Source organism: Sphingomonas sp. ABOLG, assembly GCF_003950435.1.
Taxonomy (GTDB): Bacteria; Pseudomonadota; Alphaproteobacteria; order Sphingomonadales; family Sphingomonadaceae; genus Sphingomonas; species Sphingomonas panaciterrae.
In genome coordinates, this window is the sequence record NZ_QQWW01000004.1 from 1 (window position 1) to 25,711 (window position 25,711).

Consider the following 25,711-nt stretch of genomic DNA (forward strand, 5'->3'; position numbering starts at 1 on the left):
CCGGCGGGGTGGGCGTTCGTTGCGGCGTCGCCTTTGGTTGCTGTTGCGCGCGCGGCTGTGCCGCCTGCGGCGCGGGGCCGGGCGAGCTGACGTCGAAGGTGGACAGGATGCTGCCCTCGCCCGGCGGGCGGCCGGGCCAGGCGCCCATGCGGATCAGCACCAGCACCAGCAGCGCCACCAGCAGCAGCGCGAGGCCTGACGATACGAGCCGCGCACGCCAGGTCGGCCGGGCGCGGTACGTCGCATGAGTGGTGGACGCTCCCCGCATCGCCCGCCGCCTAATCGGTTGCGGCGGCGGGAACAATGCAGATGTGGCGGCCGATCAGCGCCGGCCGCCAGTGAGGCTTAGTTCTTTTCCTTGTCGACCAGCTTGTTCGCGCGGATCCATGGCATCATCGCGCGCAGCTCGGCACCGGTCTTCTCGATCGGATGCGCTTCGGCCGCCTTGCGCGCGGCCTTCAGCTCGGGCTGGCCGGCGCGGTTGTCGAGGACGAAGTTCTTTACGAAGCGGCCCGACTGGATGTCGGCGAGGACTCGCTTCATTTCCTTCTTCGTTTCGTCGGTGATGATCCGCGGGCCGGTGGTGATGTCGCCATATTCGGCCGTGTTGCTGATCGAATAGCGCATGTTCGCGATGCCGCCCTCATACAGCAGGTCGACGATCAGCTTGGTTTCGTGGAGGCACTCGAAATAGGCCATCTCGGGGGCGTAGCCCGCCTCGACCAGCGTCTCGAACCCGGCCTGGATCAGGTGAGTGATGCCGCCGCACAGCACGGCCTGCTCACCGAACAGGTCGGTCTCGCACTCTTCCTTGAAGTTCGTCTCGATGATGCCCGAACGGCCGCCGCCGACGCCGCTGGCATAAGCGAGCGCGATGTCATGCGCGTTGCCGCTCGCGTCCTGATGGATCGCGATGAGGCAGGGGACGCCGCCGCCCTTCACATATTCGCTGCGCACCGTGTGGCCCGGGCCCTTTGGCGCGATCATGATGACGTCGATGTCGGCGGGTGCCTCGATCAGGCCGAAGTGGATGTTGAGGCCGTGCGCGAAGGCGAGCGCGCTGCCGGGCTTCATATTGCCCTTCAGGTCATTCTCCCAGATCGCCGCCTGATGCTCGTCCGGCGCCAGGATCATGAGGATGTCGGCCCAGCCGGCGGCTTCCTTGTTCGACAGCACCTTGAAACCGGCGGCCTCGACCTTCTTCGCGGTCGCGGAGCCTTCACGGAGCGCGATCGCCACGTCCTTGACCCCGCTGTCGCGGAGGTTCTGCGCATGGGCATGGCCCTGCGAGCCATAGCCGACGATGGCGATCTTCTTGGAAGAGATCAGGTTCAGGTCAGCGTCGCGATCGTAATAGACATGCATTTATAGATACTCCTTTGCTCGTGCGTCCCGGCGTCAGGTCCGGGGCCCGGCGGGCGGCCGGGCGAAACGGTTGGTTGGTGAAAAGTCAGGCGGCCTCGTTGCCGCGGCCGATCGCGACGATGCCGGTGCGGGCGACCTCGATCAGGCCGACCTCGCTCATCAGCTCGACGAACTTGTCGATCTTCTCGATCCCGCCGGTCACTTCGAACACGAAGCTGGAGGTGGTCGCATCGACCACGCGCGCGCGATAGACGTCGGCGAGGCGAAGCGCCTCGATCCGGTGGTCGCCCACGCCGCGTACCTTCACCAGCGCCAGCTCGCGTTCGACATGCGCGCCCTCGGCGGTGAGATCGCGCACCTTGTGGACCGGCACCAGCCGGTCGAGCTGCGCCACGATCTGCTCCAGCATCGGCTTGCTGGCCGAGGTGACGATGGTGATGCGACTGACCGCCTTGTCGGCGGTGATCTCGCTCACCGTCAGGCTTTCGATATTATAGCCGCGTGCGGTGAAGAGGCCGGCGATCCGCGCCAGGATGCCCGGTTCGTTGTCGACGATGACGGCGAGCGTATGGCGCTCCGCAGTTTCGGATTTGATATGCATCGTAGGTCTCGCGCCTCTCCCGCGGGCAGGAGAGGTTAGGGGAGGAAAAGTGTCGGACGGCTTCGATCGGCCGGACGGGCCGGCGCTCAGACGAGCGCCTTGGCCTCGTCGTCCATCGTTCCCGACACTTCGTTCGCCTGCAGGATCATGTCCGTATGGGCGGCGCCGCTGGGGATCATGGGGAAGCAATTGGCGAGCTTCGCCACCATGCAATCCACCATCACCGGGCCATCATGCGCGAGCATGTCGGCGATCCCCTGATCCAGCTGGTCGGGATGCTCGATACGGATGCCCTTCCAGCCATAAGCCTCGGCCAGCTTCACGAAATCGGGCAGCGAATCCGAATAGCTTTCGGCGTAGCGGCTCTCATAGGTGAGCTCCTGCCACTGGCGGACCATCCCCATATATTCATTGTTGAGGATGAAGACCTTCACCGGCAGGCGATATTGCGTTGCCGTCGCCAGTTCCTGGATGTTCATCTGGATCGAGGCTTCGCCCGCGATATCGATGACCAGCGCATTGGGGTTGCCGAGCTGCGCACCGATCGCCGCGGGAAGCCCATAGCCCATCGTGCCGAGCCCGCCGGACGTCAGCCACTTGTTCGGCTTTTCAAAGCCGAAATGCTGCGCGGCCCACATCTGGTGCTGGCCGACCTCGGTGGTGATGATCGGATCGCGTTGATGGGTCGCCTCCCACAGCGAACGGATCGCGCGCTGCGGCATGATGACCGCATCATCCTTGGGGAAGTTCAGGCATTGCACCGCACGCCAGCCCGAGATGCGCCGCCACCATTCGGCAGTGTCAGGCTTGGGATGCTGGCGCCCCTTCCACACGCGGATCATGTCCTCCATCGCATGGCCCGCATCGGCAACGATGCCGAGGTCGATGCGCACCGTCTTGTTGATGCTGGACCGGTCGATATCGATGTGGACCTTGCGGCTGTTGGGCGAAAAGGCGTCGAGCCGCCCCGTCACGCGATCGTCGAAGCGCGCGCCGATCGCCACGATCAGATCGGCCTGGTTCATCGCCATATTGGCTTCATAGGTGCCGTGCATGCCCAGCATCCCCAGCCATTGCGGCGAGGTGGCGGGCAGGGCGCCCAGACCCATCAGGGTCGAGGTGACCGGCGCGCCGGTGACACGGGCCAGTTCGATCAGCAGCTGCGACGCCGCCGGCCCCGCATTGATCACGCCGCCGCCGGTGTAGAAGATCGGGCGTTCGGCCGCGGCGAGCATGTCGACGACCTGCTCGATCTCGCTCCGCGTCGCCTTCAGCGCGGGACGATAGGTCTTGTGCTGGATCGGGCCGGGCTTCGTATAGCTGGCGGTCGCGACCTGCACGTCCTTGGGGATGTCGACCACCACCGGGCCGGGGCGGCCGGACGTGGCGATATGGAACGCCTCGTGGATTACCTCGCCCAGGCGCGCGGGGTCCTTCACCAGATAATTGTGCTTGGTGCAGTGGCGCGTGATGCCGACGGTATCCGCCTCCTGGAAGGCGTCCGAGCCGATCAGGGCCGTCGGCACCTGGCCGGTGATGACCACCATCGGGATCGAATCCAGCAGCGCATCGGTGATGCCGGTGACGGCATTGGTCGCGCCCGGGCCCGAGGTGACCAGCACCACGCCCGGCTTGCCGGTGGAACGGGCATAGCCCTCCGCCGCATGGGTCGCCGCCTGCTCGTGGCGTACAAGAATGTGACGAATTCGCTTGGACCGGAAAAGGGCGTCGTAAATCGGTAGGACCGCGCCGCCAGGATAGCCGAAGATGACCTCCACGCCGAGATCGCACAGCGCCTCGACCAGGATGTCTGCTCCGCTTTTCTCAGTCACGTTGAAATTCCTTTCTCTACTCTACGCACCCGGCTGGATGGGTCGGGCGGCGCTACGGTCGCAAAAGTTGCGCGTCAAGGCTCCGTCTTGAAATAATATTCCAGATTGATCGTATCGCTGTTGTTTATGCGTGGCCAGTCCGCCGGCGGCTGGTGCCTAAACCAGGTATATTGCCGCTTGGCGTAGCGGCGGGTGGCGAGCGCGATCCGCGCCTTCGCTTCATCGCGCGACAGGTCACCGGCTAGCATCGCTGCAATGTCCTCCACCCCGATCGCCCGGCGGACAGGCGCGCCGGGATCGACGTCGCTGCGGGCGAGCAGCGCCGCAACCTCCTCTACCGCGCCGCCATCGAACATCGCGCTCAGCCGGGCGTCGATCCGCTGGTTGAGCAGGTCGCGATCGGGCAGCACGATCAGCGGGGCGAGCGTGACGGCGTCGCCGATCCCGCCGCTGCGCGCGGCCTGCCACCCGGCCAGCGGTCGACCGGTCGAGCGCACCACCTCCAGCGCGCGGGCGATGCGCGCCGTGTCGCCGGGCGCGAGCCGGTCGGCCGCGGCGGGATCGCGTGATTGCAGCTCGCCATAGGCGATCGCCACGGGCATCGCGCGGATCTCCTCCCGGATCGCAGGATCAATCTCCGGTACGGGCGCGATGCCGTCGAGCAGCGTGCGAATGTAGAGCCCCGTGCCGCCTGTCAGGATCGGCAGGCGGCCGCTGCCATGCGCCTCCGCGATCACCGCGCGCGCATCCTGCGCCCAGCGGACCGCCGACCACCCCTCCGCGCCGTCAACATAGCCGTAGAGGCGATGCTCGGCGCGGCGCTCGTCCTCCGGTGAGGGGCGCGCGGTGATGATCGACAGGTCGCGATACACCTGGCTCGCATCGGCGTTGATGATGACGCCGCCGGTGCGTTCGGCGAGCGCGAGCGCCAGCGATGACTTGCCGCTGGCCGTCGGCCCTGCAATGAGCGCCAGCGTCGGAAGGGAGTGCCGTTTGTTCACCGCAACGCTGATAGCAGCAGGGCGCCTGTCGCCCCAGACCCTCACGGACGCCGTCGCGCGCCTGACGGACGCCGGATGCGCGCCGGGGACGCCCGAATGGCTGGACGAGGGTGACGCGGCGGACATTGCGATCACCGCCGACCCGGCCGCCGCACGCACCGCGCTGGAGGGTGCAGCTGACGGCGTCGATGTCGTCGTTCAGCCTGCGGCGGGTCGCGAGAAGCGGCTGCTGGTCGCGGACATGGATTCGACCATGATCACCGTCGAATGCATCGACGAGCTCGCGGATTACGCCGGGCTGAAACCGCAGATTGCCGAGATTACAGAGGCGGCAATGCGCGGCGAGCTGGATTTCGCCGCGGCGCTGGACGCGCGGGTGGCGCTGCTGCGCGGGCTGGATGCGGGCGCGATCGACCGCTGCCGCGCGGAACGCGTGCGGCTGATGCCCGGCGCGGTCGCGCTGGTGCGCACGATGCGCGCACGCGGCGCGAAGACAATCCTGGTGTCGGGTGGGTTCACCGCCTTTGCCGAGCCGGTCGGCGCCGAGATCGGATTCGACCGCGTGATCGCCAACAAGCTGCTCGTCGCGGAGGGCGCGCTGACCGGCAAGGTGGCGACGCCGATCGTCGATTCCGGTACCAAGGAACGCACGCTGCGCGAGGCGCGCGCCGCGATGGACCTTCCCGAGGCGGCGACCCTGGCGGTCGGCGATGGGGCCAATGACCTCGCCATGATCGGGATCGCCGGGCTGGGCGTCGCCTATCGCGCCAAGCCGATCGTCGCGGCGGCGGCGGCGGCGCGGATCGACCATAATGATCTGACCGCGTTGCTCTGGGCGCAGGGCATCCGCCGGCGCGACTGGATCACTGCCTGATCGGCCAAGCCACTGTGCGCCCTTGCGGAATAACACGGCCGGTTCGATAGCGCGGCCTTCCCTGGGGGGCGGGTGATGACGACGACCGAACTGTTCCTGGTGGCGATGCTGATCGTCTTCAGCGCGCCCTATCTGCTGTGGCGGGTCGCCCGCACCGATTATTACGCGCCGCTGGTGGTGGTGCAGATCATCGGCGGCGTCCTGCTCGGGCCCGGGATCCTCGGCGCGCTTTTCCCCGCCTGGCATGCCAGCGTGTTCAACCCTGAGGTCATCACCGCGCTGAACGGCATCGCCTGGTGGGCGGTGATGCTGTTCGTCTTCGTCGCCGGTGTCGAGCTGGACCTTGGCGCGGCCTGGCAGCATCGCCGCGAGACGCTGGTTACCGCGTCCTGCGCGCTGTTCGTGCCGCTGGCGATCGGTTGCGGCGCGGCGCTGCTGCTGCTTGGCTGGCGTGACGGCTGGGCCGGCGCGGAGGGCGCACGATGGCAGGTGGTGCTGGGCATCGGCATGGCCTGCGCCGTCACTGCGCTGCCGATCCTGGTGCTGCTGCTGGAGAAGATGGCGGTGCTTCGCCACCCGCTCGGCCAGCGCATCCTGCGCTATGCCAGCCTCGATGATATCGCGATCTGGGGCGTGCTGGCGCTGATCCTGCTCGATTGGGAGCGGGTCGGGCGGCAGGCGGGTTTCCTGCTGCTGTTTCCGGTCGCCGCGACGCTGGTCAGGATGGTGATGCGGCGGCTGGCGGAGCCCGATCGCTGGTACGCCAGCCTGATCTGGCTGGCCGCCTGCGGGCTCGCCGCCGATTGGGCCGGGCTGCATTATATGGTCGGTGCGTTTCTGGCCGGGGCGATCATCGACGCGCGCTGGTTCGATCAGGCGCGGATGGACCAGTTTCGTGCGACGCTGCTGCTGGCGGTGATGCCGGTCTTCTTCCTCTCCACCGGGCTGCGGACGGACTGGTCGACGGGCGGGGTTGCGGTGCTGGGCGGCGCGCTGGTGCTGCTGGCGGCGTCCGTTGCCGGGAAGCTGGCCGGGGTTCAGCTTGCCGGGCGGATCCTGAAATGGCCGCGCGGGGAGGCGGGACTGATCGGGTGGCTGCTGCAGACCAAGGCGCTGATCATGATCATCTTCGCCAACATCCTGCTCGACCGCGCGATCATCAGCGCGGAGACGTTCACCGCGCTGCTGCTGATGGCGGTGCTGAGCACGATGCTGACGACGCCAATGGTCGCGCCGCGGCTGCGGCGCATGGGGATCAGGCCGCCCGCCGGCTGATCGCCGGTCGTGCCAGCCATCGCCCACGGGCGGTGGCTGGCGGGTGGTAGCTGGCGGATGGGGTCAGGCGAGCAGCTCGAACTGCCCGTGCACGCCCTCTGCCTGCGCGGACGGCGCGATCCACAGGTCAAAGGTGCCGGGCTCGACCGTCGGTTTCAGGTCGACGCCGATGAACTCCAGATCCGGCCGCCGCAGCGTGAAGGTCACGACCTCGCTGGCGCCGGGGGCGAGCGCGATTTTGCGAAATGCCTTCAGCTGGCGAACCGGGCGCGTCGTGCTGCCGATGCGATCGCGGATATAGAGCTGCACCACTTCTTCGGCGCTACGCTGGCCCTTGTTGGTGATCGTGGCGGAGACAGTCAGCGCACCGTTGCCCGCCATCGTCGCGGGCAGGTTCAGCCCCGAATAGGTGATGTCGCCATAGGTGAGCCCGTGGCCGAACGGATAAAGCGCGGTGTTTGGCGCGGTGCGGTAGGTCGCGCGATAGGGCGCAACGGCGTCACCGCCCGGTCGACCGGTCGGCTTGTGATCGTAATAATAAGGCTGCTGCCCGGATTCATGCGGGAAGCTGACCGGCAGGCGGCCCGACGGGCTATAGGCGCCGAACAGCACGTCGGCGATCGCCCGGCCGCTTTCGGAGCCTAGGAACCAGGTGACGAGGATCGCCGGCGCATCCTTCACCGCACCCTGCAGCGCCAGCGCGCGGCCGTTCTTCAGCAGGACGACGACGGGCTTGCCGGTTTTCGCCACCGCCTCGGCCAGTGCCTGCTGCGCCGCGGGGACGACGATGTCGGTCCGCGACTGTGCCTCGCCCGACATATTCTCCGCCTCGCCGATCGCGAGCAGCACGACGTCGGCGGCATTGGCGGCGGCGACCGCGGCCTCGATCCCGCCGGGCAGCGGCTCGTCCACCTTCGACCCGGCTGTCACGGTGACGTTGGACGCGCCAATCACCTCGCGCACACCCTGTGCCAGGTCGATCGACTGGGCATTGTCGCCATAGATCACCCAGGGGCCGTTCAGGTCATGCTTGTCGTCCGCAAACGGGCCGATGATCGCGACCTTCTGGCCGGTGCGGGGGAGGGGCAGCAGACTGCCCTCGTTCTTCAGCAGCACGATCGACTTGCGCGCCGCGTCACGCGCGAGGGCGAGGTGGCTTCTGGTGCGCGTGCGTGCCTGTTCGCGCTTCGCGTCGATGCGGCGGAACGGATCGTCGAACAGGCCCAGCCGATGCTTCACCGCCAGCACCCGGCGCACCGCCTGGTCCAGCCGCTCCATCGGGACCAGTCCGTCCCGCACCAGACCGGGGAGGAAGCGGGCGTAATTGTTGCTCTGCATCGACATGTCGACGCCGGCCATGAACGCGATCCGCGCCGCGTCGCGCGAATCCTTGGCAAAGCCGTGCGCGATCATCTCCTCGTCGCCGGTGTAATCCCCGACGACGATCCCTTCGAAGCCCCATTCCTGGCGCAGCAGCGTGTCGAGCAGCCACGGATTGCCATGCGCCGGCACGCCCGAAATCTCGTTGAAGGAGGCCATGGCGCTCAGCGCGCCGGCATCGAACCCGGCCTTGTACGGCGGCAGGTACACCTCGCGCAGCGTGCGTTCGGACACGTCGACCGTATTATAGTCGAGCCCGCCTTCCGCCGCGCCATAAGCGGCGAAATGCTTGACGCACGCCATCATCGCGTCCTGCGCGGTGAGATCCCGTCCCTGGAAGCCCTTCACCCGCGCCGCGGCGAACAGCATGCCGAGCCGGACGTCCTCGCCCGCCCCCTCCATCGTGCGGCCCCATCGCTGGTCGCGCGAAATGTCGACCATCGGGCAGAAGGTCCAGTCGAGCCCGGCCGCGGTCGCCTCCACCGCGGCGATCCGGGCGGTCTGTTCGGCAAGTGCGGGATCGAAGCTCGCCGCCTCGGCCAGCGGCACGGGGAAGATGGTGCGATAGCCGTGGATGATGTCGGCGGCGAAGATCAGCGGGATCTTCAGCCGCGATTCGCGCATCACCGCGCGCTGCATGCGCTGCGCCATCCGCGCGCCATTGCCGTTGAAGACGCCGGTGATCTTTCCCGCAACGGCATCCGCCAGCTGCGTTTCGAACGTGGTGGTACCGGTCGACGGCGGGTTCAGCGCGGTGGCGATCCCGCCCGCCCAGGCAGCGACCATCAGGTCGAGCTGTCCGGCCTTTTCCTCGATCGTCATGCGCGGCAGCAATGCGTCGACCGCTGCCGGAATCGTCAGGTTGGGGGATTGCAGCAATGCGCGCGCCGGGCTTGCCGCCCATGCCATGATTGCACCCGCTCCGCCCAATGCGGCGCGCCGCGACACCCGATGATCGACCATTTTCCTCCCCTTCACCGCGCAAAGCAGCACGTGGTCAAAATGAGAACGTTCACAATTGCGCTCGGACGTGGATTGCCGTTGACGCCTTTGTAACCGGTTACGTAGACGGCACGGCCATCAGGTTGCAAGTTTGAGGGGGCGAGCAATGGCCGGAGCCACGATCCGCGACGTCGCGCGGCGGGCCGAAGTATCGGTGGCGTCGGTGTCGCGCGCGCTGAACAACCTCGCCAATGTCCACCCGGACACGCGCGCCCGTGTCCTCGCCGCGGCGAAGGAGCTTGGCTATGTCCCGCATGCCGGCGCCCGCAGCCTGAGCCTGGCGCGGACCCATGCGATCGGCGTCGTCCTGCCCGATCTTCATGGCGAGTTTTTCTCCGAACTGGTCCGCGGGCTTGATCGCGAGGCGAGCGCGCGCGGCTACCATCTGCTGCTGTCCAACATCCATGCCGATCACGATCATGCGACCAAGGCGCTGCGCACGATGCACGGGCGGGTCGATGGTCTCGTCGTGATGGCGCCCTATGCCGGCTCGGTCGCGATCGAGGATCTTCTGCCGCCCACGCTGCCGACGGTGATGATCAACACGCCGCGCGCACACGATGGGGTAAGCCTGCGGATCGACAATCGGGCCGGCGCAGAGGCGATGGCGCGGCATCTCGCGGCGCTCGGCCGCAAACGGATCGTGCATATCACCGGGCCTGATGGGAACACCGACGCGCAGGAGCGGTTGGACGGTTTCCGTGCCGCTTTGCCAAAGGACATCGATCTTGTTGTCGTTCCCGGCGATTTCACCGAACCGTCGGGCGAGGCCGCGATCGCGCGTCTGCACGATGACGGGGTCGCCTTTGACGCCGTTTTTGCGGGCAATGACCTGATGGCCGTGGGTGTGCTTCGGGCGCTGCACCAGACCGGCCGCGCGGTGCCGCAGGATGTCGCCGTGTGCGGCTTCGACGACGTGCCGCTTGCAGGCTATCTGTCGCTCACCACCATTCGCGTGCACATGACCGCAGTCGGTGCGCGCGCGGCGGCGCGGCTGATCTATGCGCTGGAGGGTTGCGACACGGGCGCAGCCGATGAATGGATCACCCCCGAGCTGGTCGTGCGGGCCACCACGGTAACGGAGTCGTGAATGCTTGATCGTCGCCTGTTTCTCGCGAACGCGTCTTTCGGGCTCGCGGGGATGGTGGCGGGGTGCAAGGATCCGGCGGTACCGCTCAGCATCGGCGCCGCGGCGCCCGCGCTGCCGCTGCCGGATTTCTATGCCGAGATCGAATATCGCACCTTTCGCTATTTCCGCGACACGGTGAACCCGCTGAACGGGCTGGTGCCCGAACGCTGGCCATCGCCCAGCGCGGGGAGCATCGCGGCGGTCGGCTGCGCGCTGACGATCTGGCCGATCGCGGTCGCGCGCGGCTGGATCAAGCGAGACCTGGCGCGGGACCTGACGCTGGCGACGCTGCGCTTTTTCGACAGCGCGCCTCAAGGTGACGATGCCGAGGGGATGAGCGGCAACCGCGGCTTCTTCTATCGCACGCTCGACATGAAGACCGGCACGCGGCGCGGCAAGGCGGAGATTTCCAGCGTCGACCACGCCTTGCTCAACATGGGGATGCTGTTCGCCGCCGGCTGGTGGACCGGCGACACGCCGGAGGAGCAGGAAATCCGGCGGCTCGGCGTCGACATCGCGGATCGGGCCGAATGGCTGTGGATGCAGAATGGCGGCACCGCGATTGCACGCGCGTGGCGGCCCGAAAGCGGCTTCGGCAAGGAAGGCGTCGACGGCTATGGCAATGGCATGGCGGCGGTGCTGCTGTCGCTGGGTTCAGGCCGGCACCCGGCGGAGGATGGTGCGTGGGAGGCATGGTGCGCGCCGTACGTGCGCTACTGGCGCGGCGAGGGCGAAACCCGCCATCTCGCCTATGGTCCGCTGACCGGCCATCAGCACAGCCATATGTGGATCGACTTCCGCGGCATCCGCGACACGGTGATGCGCGGCGCGGGGTTCGATTATCATGAGAACAGCCGCCGCGCGACCTACGCCAACCGCGCGTATTGCATCAGCAACCCGATGAAATGGGACGGCTATTCCGCCGACCTGTGGGGCATTGCCGAAAGCGAGGGGCCGGGCGCGTTCAGCCTGCCGTTCAAGGGCGAGAAGCGCACCTTCTACGGCTATGGCCCCCGCGGTCCGCTCGATCAGCCCGGCGAGCGCGACGACGGGACGATCGCGGCGACCGCGGCGCTCGGCAGCCTGCCGTTTGCGTCGGAAATCGTGATCCCCGCCGCACGCGCGCTGACGGCGGTGCCGGGGCTTTACCGCGAATATGGCCTGCTCGGCGGGTACAATCGCAGCTTCCGCTACACCGACCAAAAGGTCACGACCGGCAACGTCAGCGCCGAAAACGGCTGGATGGCGCGCGACTATCTGGCGCTGGGGCAGGCGCCGGTCATCATCCAGGCCGGCAATTACCGCGACGAATTCGTCTGGAAGGTGATGCGCAAGTCGCCCGTGCTTCGGCGCGGGCTCCAGCGCGCCGGGTTCACCGGCGGATGGCTGAAGTAGCCGCAGCGACGTTCAACCGCTCCGCCATTTCCCGTAACGCTGTCGCAAAAGCGATTCGGCAACGACCATTCCAATAACGGCAGGGGAGAAGGATGATGCGGGCTATACCAGCGGTAACCGCGCGGCTCGACGGGGCAGGGGCAATCGTGACCGGCGCCGGCAGCGGCATGGGGCGCGCCACCGCCGTCCTGCTCGCGCGTGCGGGCGCAAAGGTGGCGGTCACCGACGTGACGCTCGACAATGCCAAGGCGGTCGCTGACGAGATTGTGGCGGAGGGGCTGTCGGCGCAGCCCTGGTCATGCGACGTGGCGGATCCAGCCGCGATCTCCCGCGTGGTGGAGGAAAGCGCAGCCGCCTTTGGCGACCTCTCCATCATCGTCAACAATGCGGGCATCTCCGCCAACCTGTCGATCGACGACCCCGATTATGAGGCGCAATGGGACCGGCACCTCGCCATTCTGCTGACCGCGCAGCAGCGGATGATCCGCGCGGCGCTGCCGCACCTGCGCAAGGCGGCGAACCCGCGCATCGTCAACATCGCCTCGACCGAGGGGCTGGGCGCGACGGCGGGGTTCAGCGCCTATTCCGCCGCCAAGGCCGGCGTCATCGGCTTGACGCGTAGCCTGGCGGTGGAGCTGGGCAAGTCCGGCATCACGGTCAATTGCATCTGCCCCGGCCCGATCGAGACGGGCATGACGCAGGGCATCCCCGACGAGGCGAAGCAGGTCTATGCCGCCCGCCGCACCGCGCTGCGCCGCTATGGCCTGCCCGAGGAAGTGGCGTTCATGACCGCCAGCCTGTGCGCGCCCGCGGCCAGCTTCGTCACCGGGGCGATCATTCCAGTCGATGGCGGCCTGATGGCGCGCAACGCCTGAGCGCCGCGCCGACGGGGCGGCGGCGGGGAGGGCGGGTCAGCCGACCGCCTTCTTCGCCGCCTGCTCCACCCGCTCGCGCGAGGCAAGCATCAGGGTCGAACTGGCCTTGGCGAGCACCTTGCCGCTGGCATCCGTCAGCCGCCCTTCGAAGAAGCAGGTGCTGCGCCCGCGCCGCTCGACCCAGCCTTCGGCCACGACCAGGCCGGGGCGTGCAGGGGCGAAGAAACTGACTTTCAGTTCCAGCGTCATCGGCGACACCTCCGGTCCGCCCATAGCGATCGCGGCGTGCGCCATCGCCGCATCGATCCATCCGGTGACGAACCCGCCCTGCACGACACCGCCCGAATGGCACATGTGCGTGCCCGCCTGATATTCCAGCGTCGCGCGGCCTTCGGGGTTCATCTCGACCACCCGCACCAGCCCCAAAGTGCGGCTCAATTCGTGGATCGATGGATCCTGATCAGCCATGCGCCTCGCTCTCCTGCTCGTTCTTGTGTCTTCGCCCACCGTGTCGAGCGATGCGGCCGGACGCAAGCGCGCACCTCAGCCACCAACCCGGGTGGCACGGGCAGACGGCGGATCAGGCGGCGGTCGCCAGGCGATCGCGCCCGCTGTTCTTCGCGCGGTAGAGGGCGCGATCGGCGTTGCGCAGCACGTCGCTTGCCGTCTGATGCCCGCGATACGTCGCCACGCCGCCGCTGACGGTAATGCCGATGACATTGTCATCCACGCGCACCCGCGCATCGCCGATCGCGCGCCGCACACGATCGCACACCAGATGCGCCTGGTTGATCGTCGCGTCGGGCAGGATGATCGCGAACTCCTCACCCCCCAGCCGCGCGATAATGTCCTGGTCGCGAATGCTCGACCGCGCCAGCGTGGCGAAGCGGCGCAGCACCTCGTCACCCGCGGCATGGCCGTAGATATCGTTGACCTGCTTGAAATGGTCGAGGTCGAGCAGCGCGACGCAGCCGCCCGCGCCTGACGCCAGCCGCTTCTCCAGTTCCTCGTCCAGTCCCCGCCGGTTGATCAGCCCGGTCAGCGGGTCGGTCAGCGCGGCGCGGGCGAGCCGCTCCTCCGCCGCCTTGCGGTGGGTCACGTCCCGCACCGAGCAGACGATGCCTGTCACCGTCCCCGCGGGATCGATGACGGCGCGGCTGTGCGTTTCATACCAGCGGTCCTCGCCCTCGCGCGTCTTACCACGGAACTCCTGGACGCCGATCATCTCGGGATCGTCCATGATCTGGCGGAACAGCGTTTGCGCCCGCGCAAGATCGTCGGCTTTCAGTAGCGCGCTGACCGGCTTGCCGATCAGTGTTTCCGGATCGCGCCCGTTGACCTGCCGGATCGAGGCGGAGACGAATTGCAGCCGGCCATGGCGATCGATGTTGACGACGATGTCGGTCGAATTCTCGGTGAGGATGCGATAGCGCGCCTCGCTCTCGCTCAGCCGCCGGAACAGCTGTGCGCGCTGTTGAAGCTCCGCCGTCGCCGGCAGGATCGTCAGCATCGTGCAGGCGATATAGAGCTGCAGGAACTGCATGCGCGCGCCCAGCGGTGCATCGCTCAGCGCCACCGGACCATGGCCGTTCAGCGTGGCAAAGCCGCCGATCAGCGTCAGGATCACGATCGACGCCGCCGAGGACAGCGCGCCGCCACGAAACGTTGCCAGCACGACGGGGAGCATCGGCAGGAACAGCAACGGCGCCGTGCTCTGCACGAACGTGATCGCGCTCACCACGGCGACCAGCGCCAGCAGCGCCCCCATTTCGAGCAGCTTGCGCCCCTTCATCCGCTGGACCATCCGGGCGGCCTGGCCGTCCATGCACAGCATGAAGATCGGCATGAACGCCAGCGTGCCCAGCGCGTGGCCGTTATACCAGTGAAGGGCGTTGCCAAGGAACGGTTCGCCCAGGGTGGCGGAGACCGTCACTCCCGCCAGCACTGCGGTCAGCAAGGGCGCGGCGATCCCGTTCGCCGCGATGAAAACGATCAGCCAGCGGTGTGAATTGAGCACTTCCTCACGATGAACCAGCCGCCGCAGAAAGGTTGCGCCGATCGCGCTTTCCAGCATGTTGATCGTCGCCAGCGGAACGACGGTCGCGCCGCCGAAACCCCAGATCGCCGAGGTTGCGACGGAGGCAGCGAAGCACGCCGCGATCGGCGGGCCCCATTCTCGCGCGGGAAGCGCCGTCAGACGCGCAGTCAACAGCGCCGTCGCAATCCACAGGAATGCAACGCCGCCATCGAATCGCGTGAGCGCAAGCGTCCCCGCAGCCAGAATGAAGTAGCCGCAGCCCAGGCGCAAAGCCTGCGCCCAGCGCGACGTCCGATCATTCTCCATGTGCAGCAGGTATCAGCAGTGGGTAAACGGCGCGTTGCCGCAAGGGGGCGATCACGGGCCGTTGGCGGCCAGTTCGGCAAGCCAGGCGTTGGCGGTACCGTCCGACGGCGCGCGCCAGTCGCCCCGCGGCGACACAGAGCCGCCGGCAGATACCTTGGGCGAATTGGGCAGCGCCGATCGCTTGAACTGGCTGGTGGTGAAGAAACGCACCAGGAACCGCTCCAGCCATAGCCTGACGGTGGCGAGGTCATAGCTGGTGCGCGCTTCCTCGGGATAGCCGATCGGCCAGCGGCCTGCGTCCACATCGCGCCACGCATGCCATGCCAGGAACGCGATCTTCGACGGCGAAAGCCCGTGGCGCAGCACGTAATGCGCGAAGAAATCGTTCAACGCATAGGGGCCGATCTTGTTCTCCGTGCTCTGCATCGCGCCGCTTTCGTCGGCGGGTACCAGCTCGGGCGAGATCTCCTGCGCCAGGATCGACTCCAACACGGCATCGGTTTCCGCATCATATTGATCGGTCGCGATGCACCAGCGGATCAGGAACTGGATCAGCGTCTTGGGCACGCCGGCGTTGACGCCGTAATGGCTCATATGGTCGCCGACGCCATAGGTGCACCAGCCAAGCGCCAGCTCGCTCAAGTCACCGGTGCCGACCACCAGCCCGTTGCGCTGATTCGCAAGGCGGAACAGGTAATCGGTGCGAAGCCCCGCCTGCACATTCTCGAACGTGACGTCATAGACCGGCTCGCCGCGGCCGAACGGATGACCCATCCCTTCCAGCATGGTGCGCGCCGCCGGCCGGATGTCGATCTCCTCCGCGGTGATCCCCAGCGCGCGCATCAGCCGCCAGGCATTGCCCTTGGTCCCCTCGCTGGTCGCGAAGCCGGGCATGGTGAACCCCAGGATGTCCGTGCGCGGTCGCCCCAGCCGGTCCATCGCCTTCGCCGCGACGATCAGCGCATGGGTCGAATCAAGGCCGCCGGAAACGCCGATCACCAGCTTCTCGACCCCGGTCGCGGCGACCCGCTTCAGCAGCCCCTCGACCTGGATGTTGAAGGCCTCGTAGCAATCCTCGTCCAGCCGTGCCGGTGTATCCGGCACGAAGGGGAAGCGGCGGATCGCGCGCTGCAGCCCGACATCGGCAAAGTCTGGGCGGCGATCGAACAGGATGCGGCGGAAGCGCTTCTCCGGATGGCCGGAGAAGGTCGCGGCGTCGCCAAAGGTGCCGTTGCGCATCCGCTCCTGAATCAGCCGCTCCGCGTCGATGTCTGCGATGACGAGTTCGGGCTCGAGCGCAAAGCGCGTCGATTCAGCCAGCGGTTCCCCCAGTTCGTGGATCGTACCCTGGCCGTCCCAGGCGAGGTCGGTCGTGCTTTCGCCCGGCCCCGCGGCGGAATAGACATAGGCGCAGATCGCCCGCGCCGATTGCGAGGCGGACAGCATCGCCCGCTCACGCGACTTGCCGATCACGACGTTGGACGCCGACAGGTTGCAGCAGATCAGCGCCCCGGCCAGCGCGCCCGCGGTCGAGGGCGGCGTCGGCGACCAATAATCCTCGCAGATTTCGGCATGGAAAATGAAGTGCGGCAGATCGGCCGCGGCGAAGATCAGGTCGGTGCCGAACGGCACGTCCTGTTCGCCGACCATGATCGTCTCGCCAGTGATCCCCGCGCCGCTCGCGAACCAGCGTTTCTCGTAATATTCGCGGTAATTGGGCAGGAACGTCTTGGGCACGACGCCCAGGATTCGCCCGCGCCCGATCGCGACGGCGCAATTGTACAGGCGGCCATTGCGCGGCAGCGCTGCGCCGACGAGCAGGGTCGGCGCCAGATCCTCGGTCGCCTTCGTCACCGCTTGCAACGCCTCCACGGTCGCCAGCTGCTGCGCCGTCTGCAGGTGAAGATCGTCGATCGCGTAGGAGGTGATGCTCAGTTCCGGAAAAACGACCAGGTCGACCGCCTGGTCATGCGCGCGGCGGGCGAGCGCGATCGTCGCTGCCGCATTCGCCGCCGCATCGCCGACGCTGGCGATCGGCGTGGCCGCCGCCACGCGGAGCATCCGGTGGTGGTGTATCGAAGTGAACCGTGCCTGCATCTGATACCCGTATCTTTCCTGACGCTATCCGCGATTGATCTACTTTGCCCCGGCGCCGCGCTGGGTTACGCAGCTATCATGGATGATCCACCGTCCAACAACGGTCGTCTTGCCGCTTTGTTCGCAGCTGGCGGGCAGATGGGCCAGCTTGTCAACGCCCATGACTGGAGCCAATCTCCGCTGGGGCCGCCGGAACAATGGCCGGAAACCCTGGTGACAGTGGCCAGCACGATCTTCGCCGCGGGTGCCGAGATCGTGCTGTTCTGGGGCCCGGATTATTGCGCGATCTATAACGATGCCTATGCCCCGACGATCGGCGACAAGCATCCACGCGCACTCGGCCGTCCGGCGCGTGAGGCGTGGACCGAGCTGTGGGCTGACCTGGAACCGCTGCTGCGCCACGTGCACGATACGGGCGAAACCTACACCGCACGCGACCGGCCCTTTTATATCGAGCGCGCCGGCTACGGCGAGGAGGTGTATTTCAACGTCTCCTATTCCGCCGTTCGCCTGTCCGATGGTTCGATCGGCGGCGTGCTGTGCATCGTGTCGGAAACGACGCAGCAGGTGCGCGCGGCGCGTGCCCTGATGGCCGATCGCGAACGGCTGGCGCAGATGTTCGATCACGCGCCCAGTTTCATGTCGGTGCTGCGGGAGCCCGGGCACATCACCGAACTGGCCAATGCGTCCTACCTCCAGTTGGTCGGAGAGCGCGAAGTGATCGGCCGCCCCCTGCATGAGGCGCTGCCCGATGTGGCGCGGCAGGGGTTCATCGACATCCTCGACAATGTCGTCGCGACGGGCGAGCCGTTCCGCGGCGAGAACCTTCACGTACGGCTGCAACGTACGCCGGACGGGCCGGCGGAAAACCGCATCCTCGATTTCGTGTTTCAGCCGATCGCCGACGCCAAGGGCCGGGTCGCCGGGGTGTTCGTCGAGGGTATCGACGTTACCGAGCGCGAACGCCGCGCCGACGCGCTGCGCGAAAGCGAGGTGCGGTTCCGGGCCCTGGCGGACAGCCTGCCCGCGCTGGTGTGGATCAACGACGCGGAGGGGCAGGTGGTCTTTGCCAGCCAGGCGTTCGGCACCATGCTGGGCGTCACTGCCGATGACCTGCAGGAAAAGGGCTGGGGCTGCATCGTCCATCCCGATGACATGGCCGCCTTCGTCAAGACTGGCCGCCGCCATCTGCTCCAGCCGGCGCGTTTCTCCCGCGACGTGCGTCTGCGCACCGCCGACGGCACCGATCGCTGGTTCCATATCGAGGCGCGCCCACGCAAGCTGGGCGACACGTTCGAGGGTTATGTCGGCTGCGGCATCGACGTGACCGAGGCGCATCTCGCCGGCGAGGCGCTCGAACATCGGGTGGAGGAGCGGACCGCCGCGCTCACCGAGCAGATCGCGGAGCGCGAGCAGGTCGAGGCGCGGCTCGCGCAGATGCAGCGACTGGAGGCGATCGGACAGCTCACCTCCGGCATCGCGCATGATTTCAACAACCTGCTGACCGTCGTGCTCGGCAACGTGGCGATGATCGAACGAACCTTCGACAAGATTGGCGTGGACGACAAGACGCGTCAGCGGCTCGCCCACGTGCGCACTGCGGCGGAGCGGGGCGCGAAGCTGACCGGGCAATTGCTGGCCTTCTCGCGCCGTCAGCGGCTGGAATCGCGCGTCGTCTCACTGAACGAGGTGGTGAGCGGGATGCAGGGCCTGCTTGAAAGCACGCTCGGCGGCGGCGTCGCGATCGAGACCGATCTGATGCCGGGCCTGTGGCCGGGGCTGGTCGATCCGACGCAGATCGAACTCATCATCCTCAATCTCGCGATCAACGCGCGCGATGCGATGGCGGTGGGCGGCACGCTGACCGTCGCAACCCGCAACGTCACCCTCGGCCCACCGTCGCGGAGCGAGGAGCCGGCGGCCGGCGATTACGTCGCTGTCTCGGTGTCGGACACCGGCAGCGGGATGACGCCCGAGGTGCTGTCCAAGGTGTTCGAGCCATTCTTCACCACCAAGGAGGTCGGCAAGGGATCGGGGCTCGGCCTGCCGCAGGTGTTCGGCTTTGCCAAACAGTCGGGCGGCGGCGTCCGGATCGACAGCACGCCCGGCGTGGGGACCACCGTCAGCGTCTTTCTGCCGCGTGCCGCCGCGCTGGTCGAACCGGTTGCGGTCGCCGCCGAGAAGGTGGGGGAAGTGGCCGACATCGTCGGGCGCATGGTGCTGGTGCTCGACGATGATGATGCGGTGCGGAGCGTCACGGCGGAGGAGCTGCGCGAGGCCGGATGCTCCGTGCTGGAGGCGGCATCGGGCGCAATCGCGCTCGGCATGATCGGCGATGCCGGTGCGATCGACGCGGTCGTTGCGGATTTCGCCATGCCGGGCATGAACGGCGCTGATTTCGCCGCGCGCGTCCTCGAACGCCGGCCGGACCTGCCGATCGTGTTCGTCACCGGCTATGCGGATCTCGCAGCACTCGCGCACGTGCCGGAGGAGAATATCGTGCAAAAACCGTTCGGACCCGGCGTCATCGCCGATCGGCTGCGCGCGCTGCTCGCCGACGCCCCCCCGATCGCGGCTGGTCAAAACAGCGGATCGTCCATATTGAGCCGGCGCAACGAAAACCTGTGAGGGGACTGTCCATGACGCCTGCCGAGATGACCGCCAAGATCGCTGACGGGGAGGGCTTCATCGCCGCTCTCGACCAGTCCGGCGGCTCCACGCCCAAGGCGCTGAAGGGCTATGGCATCGAAGAGGGCGCCTGGTCGAACGATGAGGAAATGTTCGGCCTGATCCACCAGATGCGCAGCCGCATCATCACCTCGCCCGCCTTCACCGGTGACAAGGTGATCGGCGCAATCCTGTTCGAACGCACCATGGATGGCGAAGCCGGTGGCAAGCCGGTGCCGCAGGCGCTGCAGGACCGCGGCGTCGTGCCGTTCCTGAAGATCGACAAGGGCCTGGAGGATGAGGCGAACGGCGTTCAGCTGATGAAGCCGATTCCGGGCCTCGATGCGCTGCTCGACCGTGCGGCGAAGCTCGGCATCTTCGGCACCAAGGAGCGTTCGGTCATCAACCTCGCCAATCGCGAGGGGATCGCCGCGGTCGTCGCGCAGCAGTTCGAGGTGGCGCAGCAGGTGCTCAGCCACGGCCTGATGCCGATCATCGAGCCGGAAGTGAACATCAAGAGCCCGGAACGTGCCGAGGCCGATCAGATCCTGCTCGAGGAACTGACAAAGGCGCTCGACGCGATGCCGGGCGACGCCAAGGTCATGCTGAAGCTGTCGCTGCCGACCAAGCCGAACCTCTTCCTGCCGCTGGTAAAGCACCCGCGCGTCCTGCGCGTCGTCGCGTTGTCGGGCGGGTTCAAGCGGCCCGAAGCCTGTGTCGAGCTCGCCAAGAACGAAGGCGTCATCGCCAGCTTCAGCCGCGCGCTGCTGGAGGATCTGCGCCACGGCATGACCGACGCGGAATTCGACAAGGCACTGGGCGAGGCGATCGACCAGATCTGGACCGCCTCGGCGCGCAAGACGCCACAAGCGGCCTGATCCTCCGCTCGGCTGAAAGGTCGAACCGAAAGGCACGTGAATGGCGGTCGACGATCACATCGTCGGCCGCCTGCTTGCGCAGCGTCTCTACGCGTTCCGGCACAATCCCATGACGGCGCACGAATAGCTGGCTGTCGCCGTTTGCCGCGATAATGAGGAAAGGGGTGGAGCGGGTAACGGGAATCGAACCCGTGTATTCAGCTTGGAAGGCTGCTGCACTACCATTGTGCTATACCCGCCCGGTCAGTGATCCTGACGTGGCAGCGACCCGTCCGTGCAGGACGTCCGCCGTGCCGCTGCGTTACCGCGCGGTCTTCACCCGGTCAACCGATCTGAAACGCCCACCGTGCGTCGCCCGGATTAGCCATTGCGCGTCGCCGGCGCGACCGGATCGGGCGTGCGATCCTTGGTCTTCTTGCTGCTCAGGTTCATGCCCAGGAAGATCACGATCCAGATCGCCGCGACCAGCCCGGCAACGATGACGGCCAGCCTGGCACGTCGAGAAGGCGAGGGTTTGGACATGCCCGGGTCAACGCGGGCCGCGCGCCGAAGAGCCGCCCTTTGTGCCTTACACAGGTTAGCCGCCTTCCAACGGGTCGCGCGATCAATCCTCGAACGAGGCGAATTGCAGCATCAGGGCGATCAGGTCCCCCGGGGCGAAGGGGGACCCATGCCCCGCGGCGAGCGCCAGCACGGGGACGATCTGCGCCTCGACCAGCATGCGCGGCCCGGCATACGCCATCGTCCAGCGGGCAAAGCGCCGCCGCACCAGCGTCTCCGTATCGATCACCGTCAGGTCGGTGTGCCGTGGATCGGCCCTGATGCTCTCCATCAACGTCGTCACCGCCGCTCCGGGCCCCTCCAGCACCTGCGCGAAATGCGTCTCGACGAACATCAGCGCGCCGGTCACCTCCAGCGCCACATTGCGTCGACGCGATACCGCGACGATGTCCGCCACACGGCCCTCTTCCTGGGGGAGCCTGAGGCAGCTTTTGCTGACGTAAAGCAGGGAATATATCGCCATGGCGCGATCCCTAACGTAGGTTGCTGCTTCTGCGCACCACGTTTGGATATTGCCCCGCACGGCGCCGGGCGTATCGGCGGGCGCCGTGCGTCAGCAGCGTAGCAGAAGGACGATTTCCATGGGTCAGGCCAACCCACCATCGCCGCTCGCTCCGTTCATCGCCAAGCTGGAGCGGCGATGCCCGCTCGACGCCGACGATCGTGAAGCTCTGCTGGCACTGACCACGTCCGTCCAGCGCCACGACGCGGGACGCTACGTGGTCCGGGCGGGGGAGCAGAATCTGTCGTTCATGGTGCTGCTGTCGGGCTATGTTCACCGCCACCGGGTGCTGGCCAATGGCTCGCGGCAGATCGTCGCCGTCCACCTCGCGGGCGATCTCCTCATCTTGCCGCACACCGCGATGCGCCGCACCACGGAGAGCCTTCAGGCGCTGACCCCGGTCAAGGTCGCCGAGGTCGCCGCCGCATCGATGATCGCTTTGTCGCGGGAGCGGCCGGCGATCGCGGAGGCGCTGCTGCTCGAAAGCATCGCCGACGCATCGATCTTCCGTGAATGGGTGATCAACCTCGGCCGGCGCGACGCGCGCACGCGCACCGCGCATCTGTTGTGTGAGCTTGGCACGCGCAGCGCGGAGAGCGACCTGGGCAATCGCACCACCTTTCGCCTGCCGCTGACGCAGGAGCAGCTCGCCGACGTGCTCGGGCTCACCTCGGTCCATGTGAATCGCACGCTTCGGGGGATGAAGAGCAGCGGGCTGATCGATTACGGCAACGGCTGGGTGTCGGTGCCCGACTGGACGAGACTCCGCAAGGAAGCCGATTTCGACGACGGCTATCTGTGCCTGGACCCTGCCTGATCGCGGCACGGCGAGGCTAAGGCACCAGATCGCCGATGCGCCAACCACCGGCGTGCGTCCGACAGCAGGCAGCATCGCTCGATCAGGATTTGCGCGCGTCGTGTCGCGAACGCGTGGGCGGCGTCGCCTCGATATGGTCGAGCCGCGCGAGCAGATTGTCGAAGTCCTTCACGTCCTCGACCGCAAACGCCCGATTAAAGCCCTCGCCCAATACGCGCAGGTCACGTTCGGTCAGCAGGCCGACGGCGATGATGCGATCATGAGGCATTGTGACAGAACGCTTGGCAAACCATTCGTTCCGCACCGCGGTGTAAAGTAGGGGCGGAAAAATCCGAAAAGTTGAAAGGTGTTGCGGCAAGGCCGCGGCCGACGCCATCGTCCGCCGACGCGCTTACATCAGTAGCGGATCGTCGCCGGACCGCACCCGTCGTTCAGGTCGGAATGGAATGTTGGAACCCGGTAAAGGCCGCCGGGTCCAGCCATCTTCCCCGCGGCGAAACCGCCGGGGAGAAATGGTGGAAGGGACTGGATTCGAACCAGTGTACACTTGCGTGGGCAGATTTACAGTCTGCTGCCTTTAACCACTCGGCCACCCTTCCACAGGGCTGCTTCGTCGAAGCGAGGGCGCCCAATGCCGAAGCCCGGCCGTCCTGTCAACGCACTGTCATCATGGTTGCGCGCTTTCTTTTCGACGCATAGCTACGGCACGCCATCCGGGCAGGAGATTTACCACCTATGCGCCATCTGCTTCTGGCCGCGATCGCGGTTGCAGCACCCGTCCACGCGCAGGACCGCAACGACACTGCGCGAATCATGGATGAGGGGCTGGCCCATTCGCAGGTCATGACGACGGCGCAGCACCTGACCGACGTCATTGGTCCGCGTCTCACCAATTCGCCGCAGATGCGCCAGGCGGAGGCATGGACCCAAGCGAAGTTCGCCGAATGGGGGCTGAAGAACGTCCGCAAGGAAGGGTTCGATTTCGGCCGTGGCTGGTGGATCAACGGGTCCAGCGTGCGCATGGTCACGCCGCGCCCGATCCAGCTTACCGCCATCCCGATCGCCTGGACCCCGCCGACGCAGGGCACGCTCAGCGCACCGATCATCGTCGCGCCGATGAAAAGCGCGCGTGATTTCGCCGCCTATCGCGGCCAGCTGGCGGGCAAGATCGTGCTCGTGTCGTCGCCCGGCACCGGCTCGGAAAGCACGCGCGCCCCGTTCCACCGCTACACCGACGAGGAATTGGGCAAGGTCGCCGAATTTAGATTTCCCCGCTACGATCCTGCCGCCGACGCAAAGGTATTGCGCGAGGCTGATTTCGAGAAGCAGCGCGACGCCTTCCTGAAGGGGGAGGGCGCGCTCGCCTATGCCACCATCTCCTATCGGGACGGAAAGCTCGTCCACGGCGAAGGCTATATGTTCGAGGCGGGCAAGTCTCCCTCGCTGCCCGGCGTCGAGATTGCGGCGGAGGATTACCGCCGCCTCGCACGCCTCGCAAAGACCGGCGCGGCACCGACGCTCGAGATCATCAGCGACGTGCGCTATGACGACAGCGATCCGCAGGCGTACAACATCTTCGCCGAAATCCCCGGCACTGATCCCAAGGCCGGCTATGTGATGGCCGGCGCGCATTTCGACAGCTGGGTCGCGGGCGATGGCGCGAGCGACAATGCGGCTGGCACTGCGGTGGTCATGGAGGCCGCGCGGATCCTTTCGCGGATTGGCGTGCGGCCGAAGCGCACGATCCGCTTTGCGCTGTGGAACGGCGAGGAACAGGCATTGCTCGGCAGCCTCGCCTGGGTGGAAAAGAACCTCGCGACGCGCGGCGGCCCCAATGATCCGCCGCTAGTCGGGGAGCGGCGCTATTATGAATGGAGCAAGCGCTGGCCGATCAACCCGCGCCCCGGCTTCAACGACCTCGCGGCCTATTTCAACGTCGACAATGGCTCGGGCCGGTTCCGCGGCATCTATGCCGAGAACAATCCCGCCGCGGCGGAGATCTTCCGTGGCTGGATGGCGCCGTTCAACGGGCTGGGCATGACCACCGTCGCGATCGGTCGTACCGGCGGCACCGACCATGTCTTCATGCAGTCGGTCGGCGCCCCCGGCTTCCAGTTCATCCAGGACCCGCTCGACTATAACAGCCGCGCGCACCATTCCTCCGCCGATACCTTTGATCACCTGAAGGAGGAGGATCTGCGCCAGGGTTCGACGATCCTTGCCGCCTTCCTGCTCAATGCCGCCAATGCCGACAAGGCGTTGCCGCGCCCGCCGATGCCGACGCGCCCGGCGGTTACCGATCCCTTCGCTTATCCTGACCCCGAGGAGCATAATTGATGGCACGCCGCGGACATCGTCCCAGCCAGGCACCGGCCGGCCGGCCCCGTTTCTGGGGCCGCCACGCCGTGACGGCTGCGCTGGCCAATCCCAATCGTACCGTGCGAAAATTGTGGGGCACGCGAGAGGCGCTCGCCTCGCTCGATCTGCCGCCGGTGTTGCCGGTCGTCTATGCCGATGTCGCCGATCTCGGCCGCATGGTCCCCTCCGACGCGCCGCACCAGGGGCTGGTGGCGGAGGTCGATCCGCTGGAGGAAATCTGGCTCGGTGACCTGCTGATGGAGGGGCGCGATGATCGCCGCCCGCTGGTGGTGCTCGATCAGGTCACCGATCCGCACAATGTCGGCGCGGTGCTCCGCTCCGCCGCGGCGTTCGACGCGCTGGGCATCGTCACGCAGGATCGCCACGCACCGCCCGAATCGGGTGCGCTGGCCCGCGCGGCATCGGGCGCGCTGGAAACGGTGCCCTGGGTGCGCGTGGTCAATCTCGCCCGCGCGCTGGACGAGATTGCCGAGGCCGGCTTCTGGCGCATCGGCCTCACCGGCCACGCCGATCAGACGCTGGCCCAGGTGATGGGCGAGGCGAAGGTCGCCATCGTGCTCGGCGCCGAAGGGGAGGGGATGCGCCAGAATACCGAGGCGCATTGCGACCAGCTGGCAAAGCTGCCGATCAGCCCGAAGGTCGAAAGCCTCAACGTCTCCAACGCCGCCGCGATCGCGCTCTACGCCGCCGCCGCGCGCTGAACCGAACGACAAAAGGGGGCGGGTGCCGATGGCGCC

At 67.0% G+C, this 25,711-nt stretch carries 22 protein-coding genes and 2 tRNA genes; 10 read left to right on the forward strand and 14 right to left on the reverse strand.

Annotated elements, in window-relative coordinates:
- The 5 genes from CA236_RS05615 to miaA all read right to left on the reverse strand — a co-directional run.
- Positions 1–268: hypothetical protein (locus tag CA236_RS05615; RefSeq protein WP_206430515.1), on the reverse strand; the 268-nt coding region annotated here is incomplete at its 3' end.
- Positions 269–345: 77 nt separating this feature from the next.
- Positions 346–1,365, reverse strand: a complete 1,020-nt coding sequence (gene ilvC / locus CA236_RS05620) for a ketol-acid reductoisomerase (RefSeq protein WP_125944886.1) — start codon at positions 1,363–1,365, stop codon at positions 346–348.
- Between the two features lie 85 nt (positions 1,366–1,450).
- Entirely contained in the window at positions 1,451–1,966 is a 516-nt protein-coding gene (gene ilvN, locus CA236_RS05625; RefSeq protein ID WP_046410393.1) for an acetolactate synthase small subunit, read from the reverse strand.
- Between the two features lie 86 nt (positions 1,967–2,052).
- Entirely contained in the window at positions 2,053–3,798 is a 1,746-nt protein-coding gene (locus CA236_RS05630; RefSeq protein ID WP_125944887.1) for an acetolactate synthase 3 large subunit, read from the reverse strand.
- Between the two features lie 74 nt (positions 3,799–3,872).
- Positions 3,873–4,799, reverse strand: coding sequence for a tRNA (adenosine(37)-N6)-dimethylallyltransferase MiaA (miaA, locus tag CA236_RS05635; protein ID WP_241212535.1), 927 nt, complete (start codon positions 4,797–4,799; stop codon positions 3,873–3,875).
- On the opposite strand from miaA, the gene serB reads away from it, so the two are divergent.
- Together serB and CA236_RS05645 are read left to right on the forward strand one after the other, a co-directional pair.
- Positions 4,792–5,673, forward strand: coding sequence for a phosphoserine phosphatase SerB (gene serB / locus CA236_RS05640; protein WP_125944888.1), 882 nt, complete (start codon positions 4,792–4,794; stop codon positions 5,671–5,673). The two genes, miaA and serB, sit on opposite strands and share 8 nt — an antisense overlap.
- A gap of 75 nt (positions 5,674–5,748) precedes the next feature.
- Positions 5,749–6,948 (forward strand): cation:proton antiporter, encoded by a 1,200-nt coding sequence (locus CA236_RS05645; RefSeq protein WP_125944889.1) that lies wholly within the window; start codon positions 5,749–5,751, stop codon positions 6,946–6,948.
- 63 nt (positions 6,949–7,011) lie between these two features.
- Here the strand turns inward: CA236_RS05645 and CA236_RS05650 are convergent, their stop codons facing one another.
- Entirely contained in the window at positions 7,012–9,291 is a 2,280-nt protein-coding gene (locus tag CA236_RS05650; protein WP_125944890.1) for a glycoside hydrolase family 3 N-terminal domain-containing protein, read from the reverse strand.
- A gap of 145 nt (positions 9,292–9,436) precedes the next feature.
- Between CA236_RS05650 and CA236_RS05655 the strand changes: the two genes are divergently transcribed.
- The 3 genes from CA236_RS05655 (at position 9,437) to CA236_RS05665 (ending at position 12,729) form a co-directional block, all read left to right on the forward strand.
- Entirely contained in the window at positions 9,437–10,420 is a 984-nt protein-coding gene (locus tag CA236_RS05655) for a LacI family DNA-binding transcriptional regulator (RefSeq protein WP_125944891.1), read from the forward strand.
- The gene (locus tag CA236_RS05660; protein WP_125944892.1) at positions 10,421–11,854 is read left to right on the forward strand and encodes a glucoamylase family protein; all 1,434 of its coding nucleotides are present in this window, start codon (positions 10,421–10,423) and stop codon (positions 11,852–11,854) included.
- 95 nt (positions 11,855–11,949) lie between these two features.
- Entirely contained in the window at positions 11,950–12,729 is a 780-nt protein-coding gene (locus tag CA236_RS05665; RefSeq protein ID WP_046411700.1) for an SDR family NAD(P)-dependent oxidoreductase, read from the forward strand.
- A gap of 36 nt (positions 12,730–12,765) precedes the next feature.
- Here CA236_RS05665 and CA236_RS05670 read toward each other — a convergent pair whose 3' ends face one another.
- The 3 genes from CA236_RS05670 to CA236_RS05680 form a co-directional block, all read right to left on the reverse strand.
- The gene (locus CA236_RS05670; RefSeq protein WP_125944893.1) at positions 12,766–13,197 is read right to left on the reverse strand and encodes a PaaI family thioesterase; all 432 of its coding nucleotides are present in this window, start codon (positions 13,195–13,197) and stop codon (positions 12,766–12,768) included.
- Positions 13,198–13,309: 112 nt separating this feature from the next.
- A complete protein-coding gene (locus CA236_RS05675) occupies positions 13,310–15,073 on the reverse strand; it encodes a sensor domain-containing diguanylate cyclase (protein ID WP_125944894.1) in 1,764 nt (587 codons plus the stop codon).
- 51 nt (positions 15,074–15,124) lie between these two features.
- Positions 15,125–17,170, reverse strand: a complete 2,046-nt coding sequence (locus CA236_RS05680; RefSeq protein ID WP_125944895.1) for an NAD(+) synthase — start codon at positions 17,168–17,170, stop codon at positions 15,125–15,127.
- A gap of 78 nt (positions 17,171–17,248) precedes the next feature.
- On the opposite strand from CA236_RS05680, the gene CA236_RS05685 reads away from it, so the two are divergent.
- Together CA236_RS05685 and CA236_RS05690 are read left to right on the forward strand one after the other, a co-directional pair.
- Complete coding sequence (locus tag CA236_RS05685) at positions 17,249–19,798, forward strand: PAS domain-containing protein (protein WP_125944896.1); 2,550 nt, start codon at positions 17,249–17,251, stop codon at positions 19,796–19,798.
- A gap of 11 nt (positions 19,799–19,809) precedes the next feature.
- On the forward strand, positions 19,810–20,715 hold the full coding sequence (locus tag CA236_RS05690) for a fructose bisphosphate aldolase (RefSeq protein WP_125944897.1): 906 nt from the start codon (positions 19,810–19,812) through the stop codon (positions 20,713–20,715).
- 165 nt (positions 20,716–20,880) lie between these two features.
- Here CA236_RS05690 and CA236_RS05695 read toward each other — a convergent pair.
- The 3 genes from CA236_RS05695 to CA236_RS05700 all read right to left on the reverse strand — a co-directional run bounded on the left by CA236_RS05695 (position 20,881) and on the right by CA236_RS05700 (position 21,739).
- Positions 20,881–20,954: transfer RNA gene (locus CA236_RS05695), tRNA-Gly, on the reverse strand.
- 121 nt (positions 20,955–21,075) lie between these two features.
- On the reverse strand, positions 21,076–21,237 hold the full coding sequence (locus tag CA236_RS18700; protein WP_156167259.1) for a hypothetical protein: 162 nt from the start codon (positions 21,235–21,237) through the stop codon (positions 21,076–21,078).
- Between the two features lie 82 nt (positions 21,238–21,319).
- Complete coding sequence (locus tag CA236_RS05700; RefSeq protein ID WP_125944898.1) at positions 21,320–21,739, reverse strand: BLUF domain-containing protein; 420 nt, start codon at positions 21,737–21,739, stop codon at positions 21,320–21,322.
- 118 nt (positions 21,740–21,857) lie between these two features.
- On the opposite strand from CA236_RS05700, the gene CA236_RS05705 reads away from it, so the two are divergent.
- Positions 21,858–22,595 (forward strand): Crp/Fnr family transcriptional regulator, encoded by a 738-nt coding sequence (locus tag CA236_RS05705; protein ID WP_046410413.1) that lies wholly within the window; start codon positions 21,858–21,860, stop codon positions 22,593–22,595.
- A gap of 82 nt (positions 22,596–22,677) precedes the next feature.
- Here CA236_RS05705 and CA236_RS18705 read toward each other — a convergent pair whose 3' ends face one another.
- Together CA236_RS18705 and CA236_RS05715 are read right to left on the reverse strand one after the other, a co-directional pair.
- Positions 22,678–22,971 carry a hypothetical protein gene (locus CA236_RS18705; protein ID WP_164518877.1) on the reverse strand — a complete coding sequence of 98 codons (294 nt, stop codon included), beginning with the start codon at positions 22,969–22,971 and terminating at the stop codon, positions 22,678–22,680.
- Between the two features lie 137 nt (positions 22,972–23,108).
- Positions 23,109–23,194: transfer RNA gene (locus CA236_RS05715), tRNA-Tyr, on the reverse strand.
- A 136-nt stretch (positions 23,195–23,330) separates the two neighbouring features.
- Here CA236_RS05715 and CA236_RS05720 point away from each other — a divergent pair.
- Positions 23,331–24,932, forward strand: coding sequence for a M20/M25/M40 family metallo-hydrolase (locus CA236_RS05720; RefSeq protein WP_125944900.1), 1,602 nt, complete (start codon positions 23,331–23,333; stop codon positions 24,930–24,932).
- The gene (gene rlmB / locus CA236_RS05725; protein ID WP_125944901.1) at positions 24,932–25,675 is read left to right on the forward strand and encodes a 23S rRNA (guanosine(2251)-2'-O)-methyltransferase RlmB; all 744 of its coding nucleotides are present in this window, start codon (positions 24,932–24,934) and stop codon (positions 25,673–25,675) included. Before CA236_RS05720 ends, rlmB begins: the two co-directional genes overlap by 1 nt.
- Positions 25,676–25,711 lie beyond the last annotated feature (36 nt).

Excerpts from the sequence above, each read along its gene's own strand:
- ilvC (WP_125944886.1), bottom strand. The coding sequence starts at position 1,365 with ATGCATGTCTATTACGATCGCGACGCTGACCTGAACCTGATCTCTTCC.
- ilvN (WP_046410393.1), bottom strand. The coding sequence starts at position 1,966 with ATGCATATCAAATCCGAAACTGCGGAGCGCCATACGCTCGCCGTCATC.
- CA236_RS05645 (WP_125944889.1), top strand. The coding sequence starts at position 5,749 with ATGACGACGACCGAACTGTTCCTGGTGGCGATGCTGATCGTCTTCAGC.
- CA236_RS05650 (WP_125944890.1), bottom strand. The coding sequence starts at position 9,291 with ATGGTCGATCATCGGGTGTCGCGGCGCGCCGCATTGGGCGGAGCGGGT.
- CA236_RS05655 (WP_125944891.1), top strand. The coding sequence starts at position 9,437 with ATGGCCGGAGCCACGATCCGCGACGTCGCGCGGCGGGCCGAAGTATCG.
- CA236_RS05660 (WP_125944892.1), top strand. The coding sequence starts at position 10,421 with ATGCTTGATCGTCGCCTGTTTCTCGCGAACGCGTCTTTCGGGCTCGCG.
- CA236_RS05665 (WP_046411700.1), top strand. The coding sequence starts at position 11,950 with ATGCGGGCTATACCAGCGGTAACCGCGCGGCTCGACGGGGCAGGGGCA.
- CA236_RS05670 (WP_125944893.1), bottom strand. The coding sequence starts at position 13,197 with ATGGCTGATCAGGATCCATCGATCCACGAATTGAGCCGCACTTTGGGG.
- CA236_RS05675 (WP_125944894.1), bottom strand. The coding sequence starts at position 15,073 with ATGGAGAATGATCGGACGTCGCGCTGGGCGCAGGCTTTGCGCCTGGGC.
- CA236_RS05680 (WP_125944895.1), bottom strand. The coding sequence starts at position 17,170 with ATGCAGGCACGGTTCACTTCGATACACCACCACCGGATGCTCCGCGTG.
- CA236_RS05685 (WP_125944896.1), top strand. The coding sequence starts at position 17,249 with ATGGATGATCCACCGTCCAACAACGGTCGTCTTGCCGCTTTGTTCGCA.
- CA236_RS05690 (WP_125944897.1), top strand. The coding sequence starts at position 19,810 with ATGACGCCTGCCGAGATGACCGCCAAGATCGCTGACGGGGAGGGCTTC.
- CA236_RS18700 (WP_156167259.1), bottom strand. The coding sequence starts at position 21,237 with ATGTCCAAACCCTCGCCTTCTCGACGTGCCAGGCTGGCCGTCATCGTT.
- CA236_RS05700 (WP_125944898.1), bottom strand. The coding sequence starts at position 21,739 with ATGGCGATATATTCCCTGCTTTACGTCAGCAAAAGCTGCCTCAGGCTC.
- CA236_RS05705 (WP_046410413.1), top strand. The coding sequence starts at position 21,858 with ATGGGTCAGGCCAACCCACCATCGCCGCTCGCTCCGTTCATCGCCAAG.
- CA236_RS18705 (WP_164518877.1), bottom strand. The coding sequence starts at position 22,971 with ATGGCGTCGGCCGCGGCCTTGCCGCAACACCTTTCAACTTTTCGGATT.
- CA236_RS05720 (WP_125944900.1), top strand. The coding sequence starts at position 23,331 with ATGCGCCATCTGCTTCTGGCCGCGATCGCGGTTGCAGCACCCGTCCAC.
- rlmB (WP_125944901.1), top strand. The coding sequence starts at position 24,932 with ATGGCACGCCGCGGACATCGTCCCAGCCAGGCACCGGCCGGCCGGCCC.